We start from the raw sequence: 16,122 nt of genomic DNA, 5'->3' as shown, positions 1-16,122 counted from the left end.
GATCAACTAGAGCGTGTCTCCTCAATGGCTGGTCATCGCCCACGGCGGGGCCAGGGTACTTCGGACTGTTCACGCTCATCGCCGTCTGACCGTGTTCATTGACGAGGTTGTTGCCGACCTCCGCATGCTCTTCTCGGATACGCCCGATTCTCGGGAAGGCGGGCGTATCGAGTCCTATGATGTGGGCATGTTCGAGTTCGTTCTCTGGGGCTCCACTGGGCTCATCGTGGCGGGGCTCCTCGCATTCTGGTGGCGTCAAGACGCCCGAGAACGCAAGGAGGCCGAGCTCTTCAAGCGGTGGGCCAACGCGACGGTCTGGAACAACGATCCATCGGCGAAGGTCGTGGTGATATCTCGGACGGTCGAGGATGGCGCCTCGCTCAGCGACGGCGTCGTGGAGATCGAAGCGGTCTTGACTCCAGACTCGCCCGTAGTCGCGGAAGCGGGATGGTATCTCCTCATCGCGGGTTGGACGGATGCTCGAGACCGTGCGAAACGAGGCGAACCCATCGCGTTCGGGCCCGCTGAGATCCTCGACTCGTTCCCACCCCACACGCCTGAGCTCGTAGATCGATTGAGGGGGCGAGGGGATCGACCACCTCGCATCGCGAGCCGACTGCTCGGGCTCAGGGGACTCTAGGGCGTATCTCCTACTGCGGTGAGCCAGAGCATGATGGCTCCGAGGCGGCTCCGCCGCGGTATGTGAGAGCGAGTTTGTCGCAGCGGGTGGCGAGCCCGCGCCATTGCTTGGTCTCGTTGAAACCGCGCTCGATGACGTTGCGACCCTGGTAGTCCCCGGTGTCGTAGGTGGCGGGGCGCGGCCGGCCGGGACCTCGCCGCGCGACCCGCAGATGCTTCATGGGCCGAACGATCGAGGCGCATCCCGCGCTAACCATCACGGCCTCGCTGACGGAGGTGTCGGTCGCCGCGCGGGTGCACCTTGTGTCACGGTGGGTTCTTCGGCAAAAATTCTGGCTCGCAATCTATGTGGCCATGGCGGTGGAGTCCGTGGTGTACCGGCAACGGCTCTCGATCGCCTGTTCCACTTCTTCCGATGGCGGGTCTGCGGTTCTCGCCATCCCCGCTCATTCCCCGTCCTCCGGCCTGTCGGTGACGGCTTCGGTCCTGGCGCCCATCGAACACCGTTCCGATGCTGTCCTCCTTCTGATCGCGGCCGCTCAGGTGATCGGCGCATCCGGGCTGTCGTCGCTGCGCATGGAGCGCAAGCTGCTCCGCATTGCGCGGATTCCCGGGGCTCGCCGCTGGGAAGTGGTTGACTCAGCCGAGACCAGCATGCAGAATCTATTTCTGTAATACAGAAACATTGAACTCCTTTCGAAGTGAGGTCCCATGCGCGACGCGGCCGACGTCCTCGCCAACGTCCGGCGGGGCATGCTCCCCGCACACATCTACAACGATGCCGAGGTCTTCGAGGCGGAGAAGGAGCGTTTGTTCAGCCGGGCGTGGATGTTCGTCGCCCACGAGTCGGAGCTGCCGCAGGTCGGTGACTACGTCGTGCGCCGGGTCATGGACAACTCGTTCATCGTCAGCCGTGACCAGTCCGGCGAGATCCACGCGATGTTCAACATGTGCCTGCACCGCGGCATGCAGGTGTGCCGCGCCGAGCAGGGCAACGCCTCGCACTTCCGCTGCCCGTACCACGGCTGGTCCTACAAGAACGACGGCCGCATCGTCGGCATGCCGTTCCACAAGGAGGCCTACGGCGGCGAGGAGGGCTTCGCGCGCAAGGGCCAGCGGCTGCTGCCCGCCCCTAACCTGGGCATCTACAACGGCCTGATCTTCGTGTCCATGGACGCGGACGCCGAGCCGCTCGAGGACTTCCTCGGCGACTTCAAGTTCTACCTCGACTACTACACCAAGCAGAGCGCCAGCGGCGTCGAGGTCCGCGGGCCGCAGCGCTGGCGGGTCAAGGCCAACTGGAAGATCGGCGCCGAGAACTTCGCCGGCGACATGTACCACACGCCCCAGACCCACACGAGCGTCGTGGAGATCGGCCTGTTCCGTGAGCCGAAGGCCGAGAAGCGCAAGGACGGCAACACGTACTGGGCCGGCAAGGGCGGCGGTACCACGTACAAGCTGCCCCCGGGCACCTTCGAAGAGAAGATGAACTACGTCGGCTACCCCGACGAGATGGTCGAGCGGATGAAGGGGCAGTGGTCCCAGGAGCAGATCGATGTCATCGGACGCGACGGCTTCATGATCTCGGCTGCCTCGGTCTTCCCGAACATCAGCCTGGTCCACAACTGGCCGAAGGTCGCCGAGGGCGACGACGTCCTGCCCTTCATCTCGATCCGCCAGTGGCAGCCGATCAGCGCCGACGAGACCGAGGTCCTGTCCTGGTTCGTCGTCGACAAGGAGGCCCCGGAGGAGTTCAAGAAGCTCTCCTACAAGGCCTACCTGATGTGCTTCGGTAGCAGCGGCATGTTCGAGCAGGACGACGTCGAGAACTGGGTCTCGCTGACCAACACCGCCGGTGGGTCGATGGCCCGCCGACTGCTGCTCAACGGTCGTATGGGCATGCTGCACGACGACAGCCCGGTGGTGCAGCCCCTGACCGAGGACGAGTTCTGTGGTCCGGGCGTCGCGCACGTCGGCTACGGCGAGTACAACCAGCGGCACCTGCTCAACGAGTGGGCCGACTACCTCGAGAAGCCGGCGCCCGTGCCGGCCAACATTCACGTCGGTGCGCCGCAGGTCGACGGCGAGTGCAGCAGCGAGACGGCGGCACAGTGCAGCAGCGAGAAGGCGGAGGCGTAGCCATGAGCACCTACATCCCCATCGATTCCGCCAGCTCCCCGCTGGGCCAGGCTGCGTCGACGACGACGCCCGTGGGTGCCTCGCTGGCGTTCGACGACCAGCGGCACCTGACGGCGCATCGCTGGCTGGTGGAAGAGTCCTACCTCCTGGACCAGCAGGACTATGACGCCTGGCTGGACACCCTCGCCGAGGACATCCACTACTTCATGCCGATCCGCGTCACCACCGCGCTGGGCACCGGCTATGACACGGCCAAGGACATGGCGCACTTCGACGAGGACAAGTACTCGCTGAGCCGCCGCGTCGCGCGCTTCGACACCGGCCACGCCTGGGCAGAGGACCCGCCCTCGCGCCTGCGCCACCACCTGTCCAACGTCCGCACCTTCGCGACCGAGAACGAGAACGAGCTCGTCGTGGAGTCGGCCGTCCTGCTGTTCCGCAGCCGTGGCGATGTGCTGGAGCCCTCGCTGCTCTCGGTCGGCCGCGTCGACCTGCTGCGTCTCGAGGACGGCGTCTGGCGGCTCGCCCGCCGGCACATCGCCGCGGACGAGTCGGTGCTGCGCATGCAGAACCTGGCGGTGTTCCTGTGAAGCTCTCCTGGGAGGGTGAGGCGGAGGACGCCGCGGCGGCGGCCCGGGCCAACTCGCGGCTCGGTGTCCTGCAGGACCAGCGCGACGGCGAGACCATCGTCATCGCGAACGAGTTCTCGGACATGCGGATCTCGAAGGTGCACACCCGCAACGGCGTGCGGCTGCTCATCGAGTCGCCGAAGTCCGGTCAGTGGATCACCCTGGACGCGCTCGAGCTGGAGGCCCTGACCTGGCAGAACGAGACGACGCTCTCGGCCATGGTCGGCAAGCCGTTCCAGTCGCTCATCGCCACCGAGGACGCCTCGTGACCGGCTGGCTCGAGGGCAAGCGCGCACTGATCGTCGGGGCCGGCTCGGGCATCGGGCGCGGCGTGGTCGACGCCTTCCTCGCGGAGGGTGCCAGCGTCGGTGTGCTCGAACTCGACGTGGCCAAGTGCGAGGCCCTCGCGGCCGAGCACCCCGAGGTCGAGGTCGTGCAGGGCGACGCCACCAAGGCGGCGGCCAACAACGCCGCGGTGTCGGCGGTCGTGAACCGCTTCGGCGGGCTGGACGTCCTGGTCAACTGCGTGGGCATCTTCGACTTCTACCGCAAGCTCGAGAGCATCGACGCCGACATGCTGGACCAGGCGTTCGACGAGATGTTCGCCGTCAACGTCAAGTCGCACCTGCACAGCGTGAAGGCGGCGATATCCGCGCTGCGCGAGTCGGGCGGCTCCATCGTGCTCACCGAGTCGACCTCGGCGTACTACCCGGGCCGCGGCGGCACGCTCTATGTCTCGTCGAAGTTCGCGGTGCGCGGGCTGGTCACCACCCTTGCGTACGAGCTGGCGCCGGACGTCCGCGTCAACGGCGTCGCCCCCGGCGGCACCCTGGGCACCGACCTGAGCGGGCTTGCGACGCTGGGCCTGACGGAAAACCGGCTCGACGGCCCGGACCGGGCGAAGGAACTCGCGGGCCGCAATCCGCTGGGCGTCGCGCTCGACGGCCTCGACCACGCCTGGAGCTACGTATTCCTCGCCTCCGAACGGTCGCGCGGCATCTCCGGCCGCGTCGTCCACTCGGACGGCGGTATGGGCATCAAAGTCTGAACGCCGTGGTCCGCGCGACCTACTGAAGGAAGGATCCCAAAATGGCAATTCTCAAGGCGAACCTCGAACTGTGCCAGGGCTACGCGAACTGCGTGGTCGCGGCGGACGACGTCTACGACATGGACGACGACGGCCTCGTGGTGCTGCTCAAGACCCGCGTGGACGAGTCCGACCGCCAGCGGGTCGAGACCGCGGCGAAGAGCTGCCCGGCCAACGCCCTCTGGCTGGAGGACGAGTGAGTGGCGGGGTTCTCATCGTCGGCGGCTCGGTCGGCGGTATCCGCACGGCCCGGGCGCTGCGCAATGAGGGCTACGTCGGCAAGGTGACGGTGGTCGAGGCCGAGTCGCATCTGCCGTACGACAAGCCGCCGCTGTCCAAGGCCCCGCTCGACGGCGACGCACACGTTCCGCTGCTCACCGCGGAGGAGGCGCGCGAGCTCGACATCGAGCTCGTATTGGGCAGGGCCGCAGTCGAGTTGCGTCCGCAGGACAGGCAGGTCGTGCTGGGCGATGGGGTTGTTCTCGACTACGAGGAGCTGGTCATCGCGACCGGCGCGGCCGCCCGGCCGGCGCCGTGGTCGGGCCCCGGCGTGCACGTGCTGCGCACCATCGCGGACGCCCGCGCGCTGCGGGAGAGCCTGCTGGGCGCGAGTCACCTGCTGGTCGTCGGCGCGGGTTTCATCGGCGCGGAGGTCGCCTCCCTCGCCCGTAAACAGGGCATCGAGGTCACGATCGTCGACCCGGCGCCCACCCCCATGGCGCGAGTGATGGGAGATGAACTGGGCCAGCGCTTCTCGCAGCTGCACCGTACGCACGGGGTGGACACGCGCTTCGGTGCCACGGTCGATACCCTCGAGCACGTGGAGGGCGGCATCAGGGCCGAGCTCTCCGACGGGGCGAGCGTCCTCGTGGACGCCGTCGTCGTCGGTATCGGCGCGGTACTGAACACACGCTGGCTGGAGTCCTCGGGCCTGGCGCTGGAGGACGGCGTGGAGTGCGACGAGTTCGGCCGTGTGGCCGGCGCCGAGCACATCTTCGCCGTCGGCGACATCGCCCGGTGGTACCAGCCGCGACAGGAGAAGGCGGCCCGCGTCGAGCACTGGACCAACGCGGTGGAGCAGGCGAACTGCGTGGCGCGCAACATCTTCGCGCCCGATGCCCCCGTCCCGCACGACCCGGTGGCCTACGTCTGGAGCGACCAGTACGACTGGAAGATTCAGCTGTTCGGCACCCGCGACATCACGGGCACCCCGGTCGTCGTGGAGCAGGCGGAGCCCTTCCGGCTTGCCGCGATCTGGCAGGACGCGGACGGGCGGGCCAGCGGCGGGTTGACCGTGAACTGGCCCAAGGCCTCGGTCCAGCTGCGGCGCACCATCGCGGCCGGCGGCTCGGCCGACCAGGTCCACGCGCAGATCGCCGGCACGGCGGTGCAGGCATGAGGCCCGGGGAACTGGACGAGCTCCGGGAGCTGGTCGCCGAGGGCTGCCGCGTGCTCGCCGCCCGGCAGCTGGCCCCGGGGATCTTGGGGCACATCAGCTTCCGGATCGACGAGTCGCGGATGCTGATCCGCTGTCGGGGGCCGCAGGAGCGTGGGTTGCTGCACACCACGCCCGAGGACATCCGCCTGGTGGGGTTCACCGGTGAGCCGGGTGCTGCCGGCGAACTGGACGGCGGCTACACCGTGCCGTACGAGTTGCCGCTGCACAGCCGGATTCTCACGCGCCGTCCGGACGTCACCTCTGTGGTTCACGCGCACCCGCACAATGTCGTGGCCGCCGATCTCGCAGGGCTGCCCATCCTGCCCATCGTCGGGGCCTACGACATCCCGGGAGCGGTGCTGGCACACGGGGGAGTGCCCGTATTCCCCAGGGCCGCTTTGATTCACAACACTGCCCTGGGCGACGATGTGGCCGATTCCCTGGACGATCGGCCGGTGGTGCTCATGCGCGGCCATGGCCTCACGTCCACCGGCGCGTCGGTGCAGGAGGCGGTGCTTCGCGCTATCTCTGTCGACGTGATCGCCTCGCTGTCGTTGTCCATCGTCTCGGCGGGCGGCACGCTGGTGCCGATCGGTGCCGCGGATCTGGCGGACCTGCCGAACCTGGGTGCTGGTCTCAATTTGGGCGCCGCGTGGCGCCACGAGGTGTCTCGGCTCGGCACGCAACCTTGAGGACATTGCGGGGAAGCATCCTGCAACTTGGCTCGATCCACGACACGAGGTCTGTCCGATGGCACACGCAGACAGCTGTTCTGCTCGTCGGATCGACAATCTTTCGCGGATGACCCGCTGATCTCCACCGCAGAACTGACCGCAGAAGTAGATTCTGACTTCCAAGCTATCGGTGAGCACTAGCTCACTGTCCCGAGAGGTTTAGTGTAGTGGACTTTGAACACAAGACGATTTTCGTTACCGGAGCAGCATCCGGTATCGGGAAAGCATCGGCACTGGCGTTCGCGGCACAAGGCGCAAGGGTGGCTGTCGTCGATCGCAATAAGGAAGCGCTCGCGGAAGTCGTCAATCAGATCGAGGAAATCCGTTCGGAGGCACTGGCGTTGCACTGTGACATTACACAGGGTGACGAAGTGCGAGCAGCAGTTGAGGCGACTGTCTCTCGATGGGGAAGACTGGACTCCGCTGTCAATGCCGCCGGCGTCGAAGGAGCAACAAAGAAGCTCCTGGAAGAGGATGACGCACTCTTCGATCGCACCATGGACGTGAATCTTCGGGGCGTCTGGCACTGCATGCGAGCGCAGATCGAACAGATGACGAAACAGGCGGAGGGCGGCACCATCGTGAACGTCTCATCCGGCGCGGGTTTGGTCGGCTCCGCTCGCTCTGCCATCTACAGCGCTTCCAAACATGCCGTCCTCGGCCTCACTCGTAGCGCCGGATTGCAGTATGCGCGAAACGGAGTGCGCATCAATGCGGTATGTCCATCTGGCGTCCAGACACCTATGGCCGACCGGATCGTGGACTCCTTCGAAGGCGAGGCACCATCCAAAGGCGGCGCCGGATACCCGCTGGGACGGTACAGCACACCTGAAGAGATCGCCTCGGGCATTATGTGGCTGAGTTCGCCGGGTGCCGCATCGGCGATCGGGAGTGTCCTGACAATCGACGCAGGCTTCACGGCAGGATGACGACGCCGTGGTGCCGGGCAGCCGGCACCGCATCTCGCAGCCTGGGCTCCCATAGGAGGAGTCCAGGGGAGGTGGACATTCGGTGAGACCCTGACCAGCCGGATTGGCCGCGCATCGCTGCCATGACAGCGGCGGGTCATCGTGTAGTGGTGAACGCCTTACCGATCAAGTGACTCAACCCAAGATACTGCGCGATGACCTATCTCAATCATGCCGACACGTCCCTGCCCGCCACGGCACAGGCGCCTCACTGCAGTGGGCTGAGCATCCTGATCGTGGAGTGCCCCCGCGTAGTGTTGCAGTAGATCAGTCAGTTATCGACTGCGGCAACTAGTTCAACGTTCTGGACGTAGCTTGCTCGGTAGCAGAGTTCGTATTTGGAGTCGATCACAGCGATTCGACGCCGGCGCTATCCCAACACGTCCGGGTCCGTCCCATTGGCACAGAGTCCATGCCGCTCGCAGGCCTGAGTCGTCGCCGCAGCGGTGCACTGAGAGTCTCTGTCCAAGTGCATGATTGTATCTGTCAGCCGACCGTGCCTGCGTCTCGACGGCCATGTAGACAGCCGCGGTTACCAACCCGATCCGCATGTGATCAGCGCAGGGTGTATATCGCCTTCGTCGCAGGTCGGATTGGTGATGTCCGACCTGCATGTCGGTCTGAAAACTGCTGTGGTGCAACAGTCTGTTGGCGGGGTGGCCGTAGGCCAGGACTCACGTCATGCCGAACCTGCGTGTCTGGGGTCTCGATCGAGCAGGCGTCGGTGGTGGTGGCCGCGATCAATCTGGAGTTCGCGTCCGGCTATCCGGAAGTCCTTGCCCGTCAATGATATATGACCACCGATAGCATGCGGGACCTCCCTGAGGGTGGTGCAATGCTGGGCGGCAGGAAGGCCGTTGTGCTCACGGCATTCCCGCACTCCGATTCCGCGACCCCGCCGGACGCTGTCGACCAGCCTGCAGAAAACGTATGACGATCGCCAACTGCAGTTTCGCCCGCGAGGGAGCGAAACAGGCTCGGACTACACGTTGTGGCAGGCCACGAAGTGGCCCTTGCCGACCTCCCGCAACAACGGCTCCTCCTGCGCGCAGCGCTCGGTCGCCAACGAGCAGCGCGTGCGGAAGCGGCATCCCGACGGAGGGTTCAGCGGCGAGGGCAGATCTCCCTCGATGGCCACGAGTTCGTCCTCGGCGTCGCGGGCGCGATCCGGATCAGGGATCGACGCCAGTAGCAGCCGCGTGTATGGGTGCCGCGCCGTGCTCTGCACGTCATCGGTCGGGATGACCTCGCAGACCTTGCCGAGGTACATCACCATCATCCGGTCGCTGATGTTCTTGACCACCGCCATGTTGTGGGCGATGAAGATCATCGTGAACTCGAATTCCTTCTTGGTCTCCTCGAGAAGGTTCAGGACCTGCGCCTGTACGGACACGTCGAGACTGGAGACCGGCTCATCGCAGATCAGCAGCTTCGGCTTGAGCATCAGCGCCCGCGCGATACAGATGCGCTGGCACTGGCCGCCCGAGAGCTCGTGGGGGGTCTTCTCCCACACCATGTCCGGGTTCAGGCCCACAGCGTTGAGCATCTCGCGGCCCATGGACTCCAGTTCGGCCTTGCCCGTGACGCCCCAGATTCGCACGCCCTCGGTGATGAGGTGCTTGACCTTGCGGCGCGGGTTCAGCGAGGAGATCGGGTCCTGCATGATCATCTGCATCTGCGCGCGTATGGTCCGCAGGTTCTTCGACGAGAGCCCGCCCAAGTCGATGCCGTCGAGCACGATCTCGCCCGAGGTGGGCTTCGGCAGCTGCATGATGGCCCTGCCGGCCGTGGACTTGCCACAGCCGGACTCACCGACGATTCCCAGCGTCTCGCCCGGGACCAGGTCGAAGCTGATGCCCGAGACCGCGTGCACGGTTTGCTTGCCGGCCGGGAATTCCACGACCAGGTCCTCGACGGTGAGGATCCGCTTGTCATCCACCCGCAGATGCGCGGTGCCACTGCCAGCCATTACACAGCCTCCAAAGTCAGCTCGCGGCCGGTCGCGGTGCGCCCGGCCTTGTGGTTGGCCGCCAGTGCCGCGTCGCCCTCAGGGGTGCCGACTGGGAAGTGGCAGGCCGCCTCGTGCGGATGCCTGGCATCCGCGGTATCGGCCGTGGCCACCAGCTCCGGCGTCTGCGTCCGGCACTTCTCCTGCGCGTAGAGGCAGCGGGTCGCGAAGGAGCAGCCGCGGATCGGCTTGGTCATGTCGGGCAGGCCGCCCTCGATGGCGTCGAGCACCTGGTGGGGCTCATCCGCGATGCGGGGAACGGCGGCGAGGAGCGCCTGCGTGTACGGGTGTCGGGGCGCGTCGAAGAGCTGGCGGGTCGGCGCCGTCTCGACGATGCGGCCCGCGTACATCACGGCTACACGGTCCGTCTGGCCCGCGACGACTCCGAGGTCGTGGCTGACCAAGATCCCTGCCATCCCCATCTCCTTGCGGAGCTGGTCGAGCAGTTCGAGGATCTGCTTCTGGACCGTGACGTCGAGCGCGGTGGTCGGCTCGTCGGCGATGGTGAGGGTCGGATCGCAGGCCAGGGCCATCGCGATGACTACGCGCTGGCGCATGCCGCCAGAGAGTTCGTGTGGATACTGGTCCACGCGCCGGGTCGGCTCGGGGATACGCACCTTGCGAAGCAGCTCGATGGCGCGCTCACGGGCCTGCACCTTGTCGAGGCCCAGGTGGGCACGGATCGACTCGGTCAGATGCGTGCCGATGTGCTTGAACGGGTTCAGCGCCGTCATCGGATCCTGGAACACCATCGCGATGTCGTTGCCCCACAGCTTCTGTTGCTCTTTGCGGGTCAGCGTCTGCATGTCGCGGCCCCCGAAGACGATCTTGCCGGTCACCGTGGTGGCGCCATCGCTGGAGATCAGGCCCATGACGGTCTGGCCCAGCACCGACTTGCCGGAGCCGGACTCGCCAACCAGGCCCAGGGTCTCGCCGGCGTCGACGGTGAGCGAGACGCCGTCGACTGCGCGCAGCTGGCCGCGCTTGGTGCGAAAGTGCGTGGAGACGTTCTCGACCGTGAGGAGCGGGGTGCCTGCCGGGGCAACGGCGGAGCCGCTGTTCGTCTCAGTGTTGTTCGAATGCTTGCTCATCGGTCACTTCCTTTGCCGTACAGGGCCATCACAGCTTGGCCTCGCGCGAGCCGCCGGTGGCCTTCTGGGCCTTCTCGCCGACGATGTTGAAAGAGAAGACGGTCAGGAACAGGAACATGCCGGGAACGAATACGATGAACGCGTGCTTCTCGAGCACGCCGCCCTGACCCTCGGCGATCATGTTGCCCCAGGTCGGAATCGGCGGCTGGATGCCGAGACCGAGGAAGCTCAGCGAGGCCTCCGCCACGATCAGTACGGAGATCATCACCATGCCCAGCGAGGCGAGCGGCAACGCCACGTTCGGAGCGAGTTCGCGCACCATCACGCGCCAGCGGGTTGCGCCCATCGCGCGGGCGGCGAGCACGAACTCCCGTTGCGAGAATGTCAGCGTATTCGCTCGCGCGATACGGATCATCGACGGTATCGCGAGTACGGAGAGCGCGAACGAGATGTTCATCAGGCTCGGCTCGAGCACCGCGGCCAGAGCGATCAGCAGGATCAGTGCCGGGACAGCGAGCAGCGAGTTGGTCAGGACACCGATCACGGAGTCGACCACGCCCCCGAAGTAGCCGGCGAGGATGCCGATCGCGCCGCCGATGATGATCCCGATGAGCACGGCCGTGACGGCGACGACGAGCGAGGACCGCGCGCCGTAGATCGAGCGGGCCAGCATGTCGAGGCCGAAGTTGTTGGTGCCGAGCGGATGGTCGGAGAAGAGGTTCGGCGGAGCGAAGCCCCTGGCCGAGAGCGTCTTCTTCGTGTCCTTGTACTCAGCCAGCGGAAGCAGTGGCGCGAGGATCGCGATACCCACGATGAAGACCAGCCACATGCAGGACAGGACGAACGTCAGGTCGAAGTCCCCACCGAACTTGGCCAGGCCGATGCGGCGGAACCCCATGTAGATGCCGATGAGGCCGATGATGCCGACGATGACGCGCAGCGTCATTACGACGGGGCCTGCGCCGAGCGCAAAGCCCAACGCGATGACACCGATCGCCAATAGGGTGCCACCGCGGACGTAGAGGTCGCGTCGCTCGCTCGTGGTCCCCGGCACGGTGTCAGGTGTCGGTGGTTCGGCCACGATCACGGCAGCGCCCTGGGCCGCGGCCGGAATGGCCTGTTCAGGGTCGTTGAGGTCGGGATGGGTGAGATTAGACATGGGCTCGTCGGCTCCTCGGGTCGAGGTATCCATAGGAGATATCGATGATTCCGTTAGCCACCACGTAGATGACTGCGATCACCAGCACGGCGCCCTGGACCATCGGCATGTCGCCCTGCTGGGCGGCACGCACGATCAGTGAGCCCAAACCGGGCAGCGAGAACAGCGTCTCGACGATGACGGTCGAGCCGATCATCGAGCCGATCACCAGGCCGAGCATCGTGATCAGGGAGAACGAGGACGGCCGCAGCGCGTCGCTCACCAGCAGTCTCATGTTGGACGTGCCCTTGGCCTTGGAGACCAGGATGAAGTTCTCCTGCAGGGTGGTGATCAGGTCGCTGCGCAGGATCCTCAGGAACATCGCCATCTCGAGCAGGCTGATCGCGATCGCCGGCAGGATCGCGTGGTACAGGTTGTCGCCGACGCCCTCAGAGATGCGCACCCACTGCGAGCGGGGGAACCAGCCGAGGTGGTTCACGAACAGCATGATCAGCAGCAGGCCGGAGAGGAAGCTGGGGATCGACAGCACACCGAAGGTGCAGGCGCTGATGATCCGGTCGATCAGGCCGCCCTGGTGACGCGCGGACCACATCGCGAGCGGGATCGCCACGACGAGCGCGATGAACAGGCCCATTATGGCGAGCTGCACGCTCACGGGCAGGGCTGCGCCGATGCGCTCCATCACGTCGCTCTGCGGTGGTACCAGCGACTTTCCGAGGTCACCTTGCAGGGCGTTGGAGAGCCAGTGCCAGTAGCGCGTGAAGAACGGGTCGTCCAGACCCATCTCGAGCCGGGCCTGGGCGTACTCCTCGGGGGTGTGCCCCTCTCCGAGTGCGGCCACCGACGGATCGCCGGGGATAAGTGACACCAGTCCAAAGGTGCCGAGGCTGACGACGAACAGCACAACAACAAGTTCGCCAATCTTCTTGAACACGGCCTTGGTCATTGCTGCAGTCGTCTCCTTTCTGAAATCATCCGTTGATCCTCACTTCGATGTGATTGCTGAGCCGACCGATGTAACGGCCGCAAAGTCCGTATGGCGCGCAGTGTCGTGCATTGGCAACGATGAACGAATTATCAAGGTTGCCAATCGCTTTGATCCCAATCTTCTGAGGGCCGGCGATGAACCTGAAATCCCTCAGGCGAGGTGTCCATGCCCAGCAGCGTCAACCCTGCCCGACGATTCTCTGGGCCGGGTCGCCTGCGAGGAGAGTGTCCATGCCTAGTCCTGGATGGAAGAGGGTGCCCTCGATTCTTCCCATGGACTGCGTTCGTCGCCGGGCTTCGATCCGTCTGGTGGCACTGCCTCCTGACGCCCCCCCAACTTGCACACCGCGGGCATGGTCAGGTTGTTTTTTTGGGGGGCGGCGCCCGAGGTCCCAAGGGCCTCGAGGTCAGGACGGTGCCTAGTCTGAGATCCAGATCTTGTCGAAGAGCACCAACCCATCCATACCAGCCTTTGCGCCGTGGACGTTCGGTGCCCAGGTGACGAAGTTTGCGCCCGAACCCAACGGCACGATCGGCGCATCCTCGTTGAGGATCGTCTGCATCTCCTCGAATCCAGCCCTACGCTCCTCCGGGGTGGCGGCAGCCTGAATCTGGGAGATCACTTCATCCATCTTGGGATTGCTGTAGCCACTCACGTTTTGGCTGGATCCACTCACGAGCAGGCCTTGAAGCCTGGGGAGCGGCGCGGAATCGGGCACCGCTGTGCCACCAACGCTCACGTCGAAGTCATGAGTGACATAAAATGTCTTGGCAATATCATTCTTAGTCGCATTAGGCTGGATTTTGACTTCGAAGCCGACATTTTGGAGCATTGACTGCATCGCCAATGCCAGATTTACCGACGCTGGATCCTGCAACGAGGCGAACGTCAATTTTCCATCGTATCCATCCGCCTTGGCCTCTTCGACGAGCTCGCGGGCGGCGTCAACGTCCTGAGTGGGACCGGGGATCGCGCCGTGCATGGTGGACCACTCTTGGAACAGCTCGAGTCCGGGCGAGTTCAGCCCGTCCCTGGCGCGTTCGTTGATGATGACAGGATCGATTGCCTTCACGATTGCCTGCCGGACACGGATATCGTGCGCAGCGCGGCCTTCCCGGATATTGATAAGGCCGTTGTCGACCATGCTGACCGGCTCGTAGTATCCGGGGAACTCGGCCCGCATCGTCTCGATGGCGTCTCCACCCCTGAGGTACGCCATCTGCACCTCGCCCGCCTTGAGCGCATCGACCATCGGCTGCTCACCGTGAAGGTCTACGAACTTGAGTCCGCCGATTCTCGGCTTCCCGCCCCAATAGTCCTCGCGTGGCGCGAGAACGAGTTCGACGCCGGGATTGACGGATTTGACAGTGTACGGCCCAACACCGATCGGCTCGACGAAGCTCCCGTCCCGAAATGAGTCCGGGTGGGTGATCATGCCGAACCCTGTGGTCAGGAGCACGGGAAAGTCGGTCCACGGATTGTTCAGGTAATAGGTGACGGTACGCGGGTCGGGCGCCTCCATGGATCGCACGTTCGCCATGAATTGGTCGCTGTACGTGGCCTTGCCCTCGGTCATGCGATTGGTGCTGGCAATAACGGCTGATGCGTCCAGAGTGTCGCCATTGCTGAACTTCACCCCGTCGCGGAGTTTGATGGTCCACGAGAGTCTGTCGGCAGCCTCGGTGATCGACTCGGCGAGCTGCGGCGCAAAGTTTGCAGACTCTGGGTCCCACCGCACCAGGACGTCGTAAATTGCGGCCATTTCGGTGCCGCCGAGCCAGGGGGAAGTTCTGCCCTTGATTGGGTCCAGTGTATTGGTCAGCGAATGCGACGCATAAGTTAGAGTCGCATTTCCAATAGCGTTTCCCTCAGGCGCCTGCTCGCCAATCACCTCGGCCCTGATGATTTTCGGTTCGGCACCGCCGTCGGATGAGCCGGCGGAGGATGCGCATCCGGCGGCTAGGAGCCCACAAGTCGAAATTAGGACCAAGGTGGAAAGCGCCCGCCGATGAATTGTTCGCTTCATTACCATCCTTCAGGGGGGTGTTGTCAGGCCTGACCGCGCGTTCAGGCTGAGGCTGGGAGTTAGGTTGCTGTCGGCCACCGATCACCAATAGAGACCCACATCACGCAGAGACCGTAGCAGAAGTGATTTCTTCTTGGAAGAGAAGATTGAAGCCTGTGCAGTGGTCGCGCGCTCGCCAACCTGCCCTGGGAGACGATGTGGCCGACTCCCTTGATTGGCTGGTGGTGTTCACGCGCGGCCACAGCCTCGCGTCTACCGGTACTTCGATACAGGGGGCGGTGCTTCGCGCGATCTCGGTCGACATCATCGCTGTCGCTGTCGCTGTCGCTGTCCGTCGTTTCGGCGGGCGGCACGCTGAGCTGATCGGTGGAGAAGGTTGGGTGGACTCGCCGAAACTTGCCGAACCCGGATGACCGTCTCGATCTGGGCGTCGCGTGGGTGGGCCGATCTGTCGATCTGCGGGGCGCTCACCGCGCACATGTGCGCGATCGCGCCGGCAATCTCGGGGTGGACCGTGGGCCAGGTCGAAGTGGCCATCCTGGAATGGGTCGACTGGTTCAACTGCGGACGCCCGTACGGGTTCGCCGCCCGTCGAGTCCGGGGCGCTCCACAGCTGGTGACTCTCGTACTCCGCCCGCGCGACGAGGACCTGCATGTTTGGCAGAGATGCTCTCTGCAGAGAGAAATCAGGAGGGGTATATGCAGGTAGCGAGGCCGACGATTGGCACTTATCGATCGCTAGTAAGGTCTTGACTCGCGGGCTGCAGGGCTGTTCAATGCGCAGGAACACAGATTCGATGCGCGTCTGGTCGCAGATTGCAATAGGGACGTTTTGATGAGGTTGAGGAAGACGATTCGGGCCGTCGCGGTCGCTGCGATGCTCACGGCTTGTCTCGCAATAGCTTCCGCTTGTCTCGAAGGAGGCGAGCGCCGGCGGTGGCGGTGGCGCGCACCTGCTCTCTCAGTTCCTGTACGGCCTTGTGATCGTGCTGGTCCTCGTACTTCGAGCCCAAAGGTCGGTCGCGCTCTTCAAGCGACCTATCGACTGGATCCGAGCCCGAATCTCCGGAGGTAGCAAATGAACTCAATGGTCATCGACAGGCCCAGCGTCCGTTACGGCGCAGCCTTGCTGGCGCTCGAGGACGTGAGCCTCCCGATTTCCCGGGGCCAGATCGTGAGCTTCCTCGGGCCCAACGGCGCGGGTAAGTCGACGCAG

15 protein-coding genes and 1 pseudogene are annotated in these 16,122 nt (G+C 64.8%); 11 read left to right on the top strand and 5 right to left on the bottom strand.

Translation table 11 applies throughout. The annotated features are described in order from the left end of the window. Positions 1–91: 91 nt before the first annotated feature. The 10 genes from HUN07_RS24145 to HUN07_RS24095 all read left to right on the top strand — a co-directional run bounded on the left by HUN07_RS24145 (position 92) and on the right by HUN07_RS24095 (position 7,595). Positions 92–640: a hypothetical protein gene (locus HUN07_RS24145; RefSeq protein WP_174913509.1), complete on the top strand. Its 549-nt coding sequence runs from the start codon at positions 92–94 to the stop codon at positions 638–640. A 218-nt stretch (positions 641–858) separates the two neighbouring features. After that, complete coding sequence (locus tag HUN07_RS24135) at positions 859–1,314, top strand: hypothetical protein (RefSeq protein ID WP_174913506.1); 456 nt, start codon at positions 859–861, stop codon at positions 1,312–1,314. Positions 1,315–1,350: 36 nt separating this feature from the next. Continuing rightward, positions 1,351–2,778, top strand: coding sequence for an aromatic ring-hydroxylating oxygenase subunit alpha (locus HUN07_RS24130; protein WP_051919460.1), 1,428 nt, complete (start codon positions 1,351–1,353; stop codon positions 2,776–2,778). 2 nt (positions 2,779–2,780) lie between these two features. Then, positions 2,781–3,368, top strand: coding sequence for a 3-phenylpropionate/cinnamic acid dioxygenase subunit beta (locus HUN07_RS24125; protein ID WP_174913503.1), 588 nt, complete (start codon positions 2,781–2,783; stop codon positions 3,366–3,368). Next, positions 3,365–3,676, top strand: a complete 312-nt coding sequence (locus HUN07_RS24120) for a hypothetical protein (protein WP_072844410.1) — start codon at positions 3,365–3,367, stop codon at positions 3,674–3,676. Before HUN07_RS24125 ends, HUN07_RS24120 begins: the two co-directional genes overlap by 4 nt. Next, positions 3,673–4,455 carry a 3-(cis-5,6-dihydroxycyclohexa-1,3-dien-1-yl)propanoate dehydrogenase gene (gene hcaB, locus HUN07_RS24115; RefSeq protein ID WP_174913501.1) on the top strand — a complete coding sequence of 261 codons (783 nt, stop codon included), beginning with the start codon at positions 3,673–3,675 and terminating at the stop codon, positions 4,453–4,455. Before HUN07_RS24120 ends, hcaB begins: the two co-directional genes overlap by 4 nt. A 41-nt stretch (positions 4,456–4,496) precedes the next feature. Continuing rightward, positions 4,497–4,694 carry a ferredoxin gene (locus HUN07_RS24110; RefSeq protein WP_031940479.1) on the top strand — a complete coding sequence of 66 codons (198 nt, stop codon included), beginning with the start codon at positions 4,497–4,499 and terminating at the stop codon, positions 4,692–4,694. Beyond that, positions 4,691–5,893 carry an NAD(P)/FAD-dependent oxidoreductase gene (locus HUN07_RS24105; RefSeq protein ID WP_174913499.1) on the top strand — a complete coding sequence of 401 codons (1,203 nt, stop codon included), beginning with the start codon at positions 4,691–4,693 and terminating at the stop codon, positions 5,891–5,893. Before HUN07_RS24110 ends, HUN07_RS24105 begins: the two co-directional genes overlap by 4 nt. After that, positions 5,890–6,624, top strand: a complete 735-nt coding sequence (locus HUN07_RS24100) for a class II aldolase/adducin family protein (protein ID WP_174913496.1) — start codon at positions 5,890–5,892, stop codon at positions 6,622–6,624. Before HUN07_RS24105 ends, HUN07_RS24100 begins: the two co-directional genes overlap by 4 nt. A 209-nt stretch (positions 6,625–6,833) precedes the next feature. Continuing rightward, positions 6,834–7,595 (top strand): SDR family oxidoreductase, encoded by a 762-nt coding sequence (locus HUN07_RS24095; protein ID WP_174913493.1) that lies wholly within the window; start codon positions 6,834–6,836, stop codon positions 7,593–7,595. 1,021 nt (positions 7,596–8,616) lie between these two features. Here HUN07_RS24095 and HUN07_RS24090 read toward each other — a convergent pair. The 5 genes from HUN07_RS24090 to HUN07_RS24070 form a co-directional block, all read right to left on the bottom strand. Continuing rightward, positions 8,617–9,603 carry an ABC transporter ATP-binding protein gene (locus HUN07_RS24090; RefSeq protein WP_174913490.1) on the bottom strand — a complete coding sequence of 329 codons (987 nt, stop codon included), beginning with the start codon at positions 9,601–9,603 and terminating at the stop codon, positions 8,617–8,619. Further along, positions 9,603–10,733: an ABC transporter ATP-binding protein gene (locus tag HUN07_RS24085; RefSeq protein WP_174913488.1), complete on the bottom strand. Its 1,131-nt coding sequence runs from the start codon at positions 10,731–10,733 to the stop codon at positions 9,603–9,605. Before HUN07_RS24085 ends, HUN07_RS24090 begins: the two co-directional genes overlap by 1 nt. A gap of 28 nt (positions 10,734–10,761) precedes the next feature. Beyond that, positions 10,762–11,892: an ABC transporter permease gene (locus HUN07_RS24080; RefSeq protein WP_174913485.1), complete on the bottom strand. Its 1,131-nt coding sequence runs from the start codon at positions 11,890–11,892 to the stop codon at positions 10,762–10,764. Continuing rightward, a complete protein-coding gene (locus HUN07_RS24075) occupies positions 11,885–12,838 on the bottom strand; it encodes an ABC transporter permease (protein WP_174913482.1) in 954 nt (317 codons plus the stop codon). Before HUN07_RS24075 ends, HUN07_RS24080 begins: the two co-directional genes overlap by 8 nt. A gap of 460 nt (positions 12,839–13,298) precedes the next feature. Further along, complete coding sequence (locus HUN07_RS24070) at positions 13,299–14,906, bottom strand: ABC transporter substrate-binding protein (protein ID WP_174913479.1); 1,608 nt, start codon at positions 14,904–14,906, stop codon at positions 13,299–13,301. 1,078 nt (positions 14,907–15,984) lie between these two features. On the opposite strand from HUN07_RS24070, the pseudogene HUN07_RS27190 reads away from it, so the two are divergent. After that, positions 15,985–16,089: pseudogene (locus HUN07_RS27190) on the top strand (hypothetical protein); the annotation flags it as partial. Between the last annotated feature and the right edge of the window lie 33 nt (positions 16,090–16,122).

Source organism: Rhodococcus sp. W8901 (genome assembly GCF_013348805.1).
Lineage (GTDB): Bacteria > Actinomycetota > Actinomycetes > Mycobacteriales > Mycobacteriaceae > Prescottella.
Note: the sequence above shows the minus strand (reverse complement) of the source record. Positions and strands in the feature narration are given on the sequence as shown.

What these genes read in the sequence shown, in the direction of transcription:
- HUN07_RS24135 (WP_174913506.1), top strand. Translation starts at nt 859, where the DNA reads ATGGGCCGAACGATCGAGGCGCATCCCGCGCTAACCATCACGGCCTCG.
- HUN07_RS24130 (WP_051919460.1), top strand. Translation starts at nt 1,351, where the DNA reads ATGCGCGACGCGGCCGACGTCCTCGCCAACGTCCGGCGGGGCATGCTC.
- HUN07_RS24125 (WP_174913503.1), top strand. Translation starts at nt 2,781, where the DNA reads ATGAGCACCTACATCCCCATCGATTCCGCCAGCTCCCCGCTGGGCCAG.
- HUN07_RS24110 (WP_031940479.1), top strand. Translation starts at nt 4,497, where the DNA reads ATGGCAATTCTCAAGGCGAACCTCGAACTGTGCCAGGGCTACGCGAAC.
- HUN07_RS24100 (WP_174913496.1), top strand. Translation starts at nt 5,890, where the DNA reads ATGAGGCCCGGGGAACTGGACGAGCTCCGGGAGCTGGTCGCCGAGGGC.
- HUN07_RS24090 (WP_174913490.1), bottom strand. Translation starts at nt 9,603, where the DNA reads ATGGCTGGCAGTGGCACCGCGCATCTGCGGGTGGATGACAAGCGGATC.
- HUN07_RS24085 (WP_174913488.1), bottom strand. Translation starts at nt 10,733, where the DNA reads ATGAGCAAGCATTCGAACAACACTGAGACGAACAGCGGCTCCGCCGTT.
- HUN07_RS24080 (WP_174913485.1), bottom strand. Translation starts at nt 11,892, where the DNA reads ATGTCTAATCTCACCCATCCCGACCTCAACGACCCTGAACAGGCCATT.
- HUN07_RS24075 (WP_174913482.1), bottom strand. Translation starts at nt 12,838, where the DNA reads ATGACCAAGGCCGTGTTCAAGAAGATTGGCGAACTTGTTGTTGTGCTG.
- HUN07_RS24070 (WP_174913479.1), bottom strand. Translation starts at nt 14,906, where the DNA reads ATGAAGCGAACAATTCATCGGCGGGCGCTTTCCACCTTGGTCCTAATT.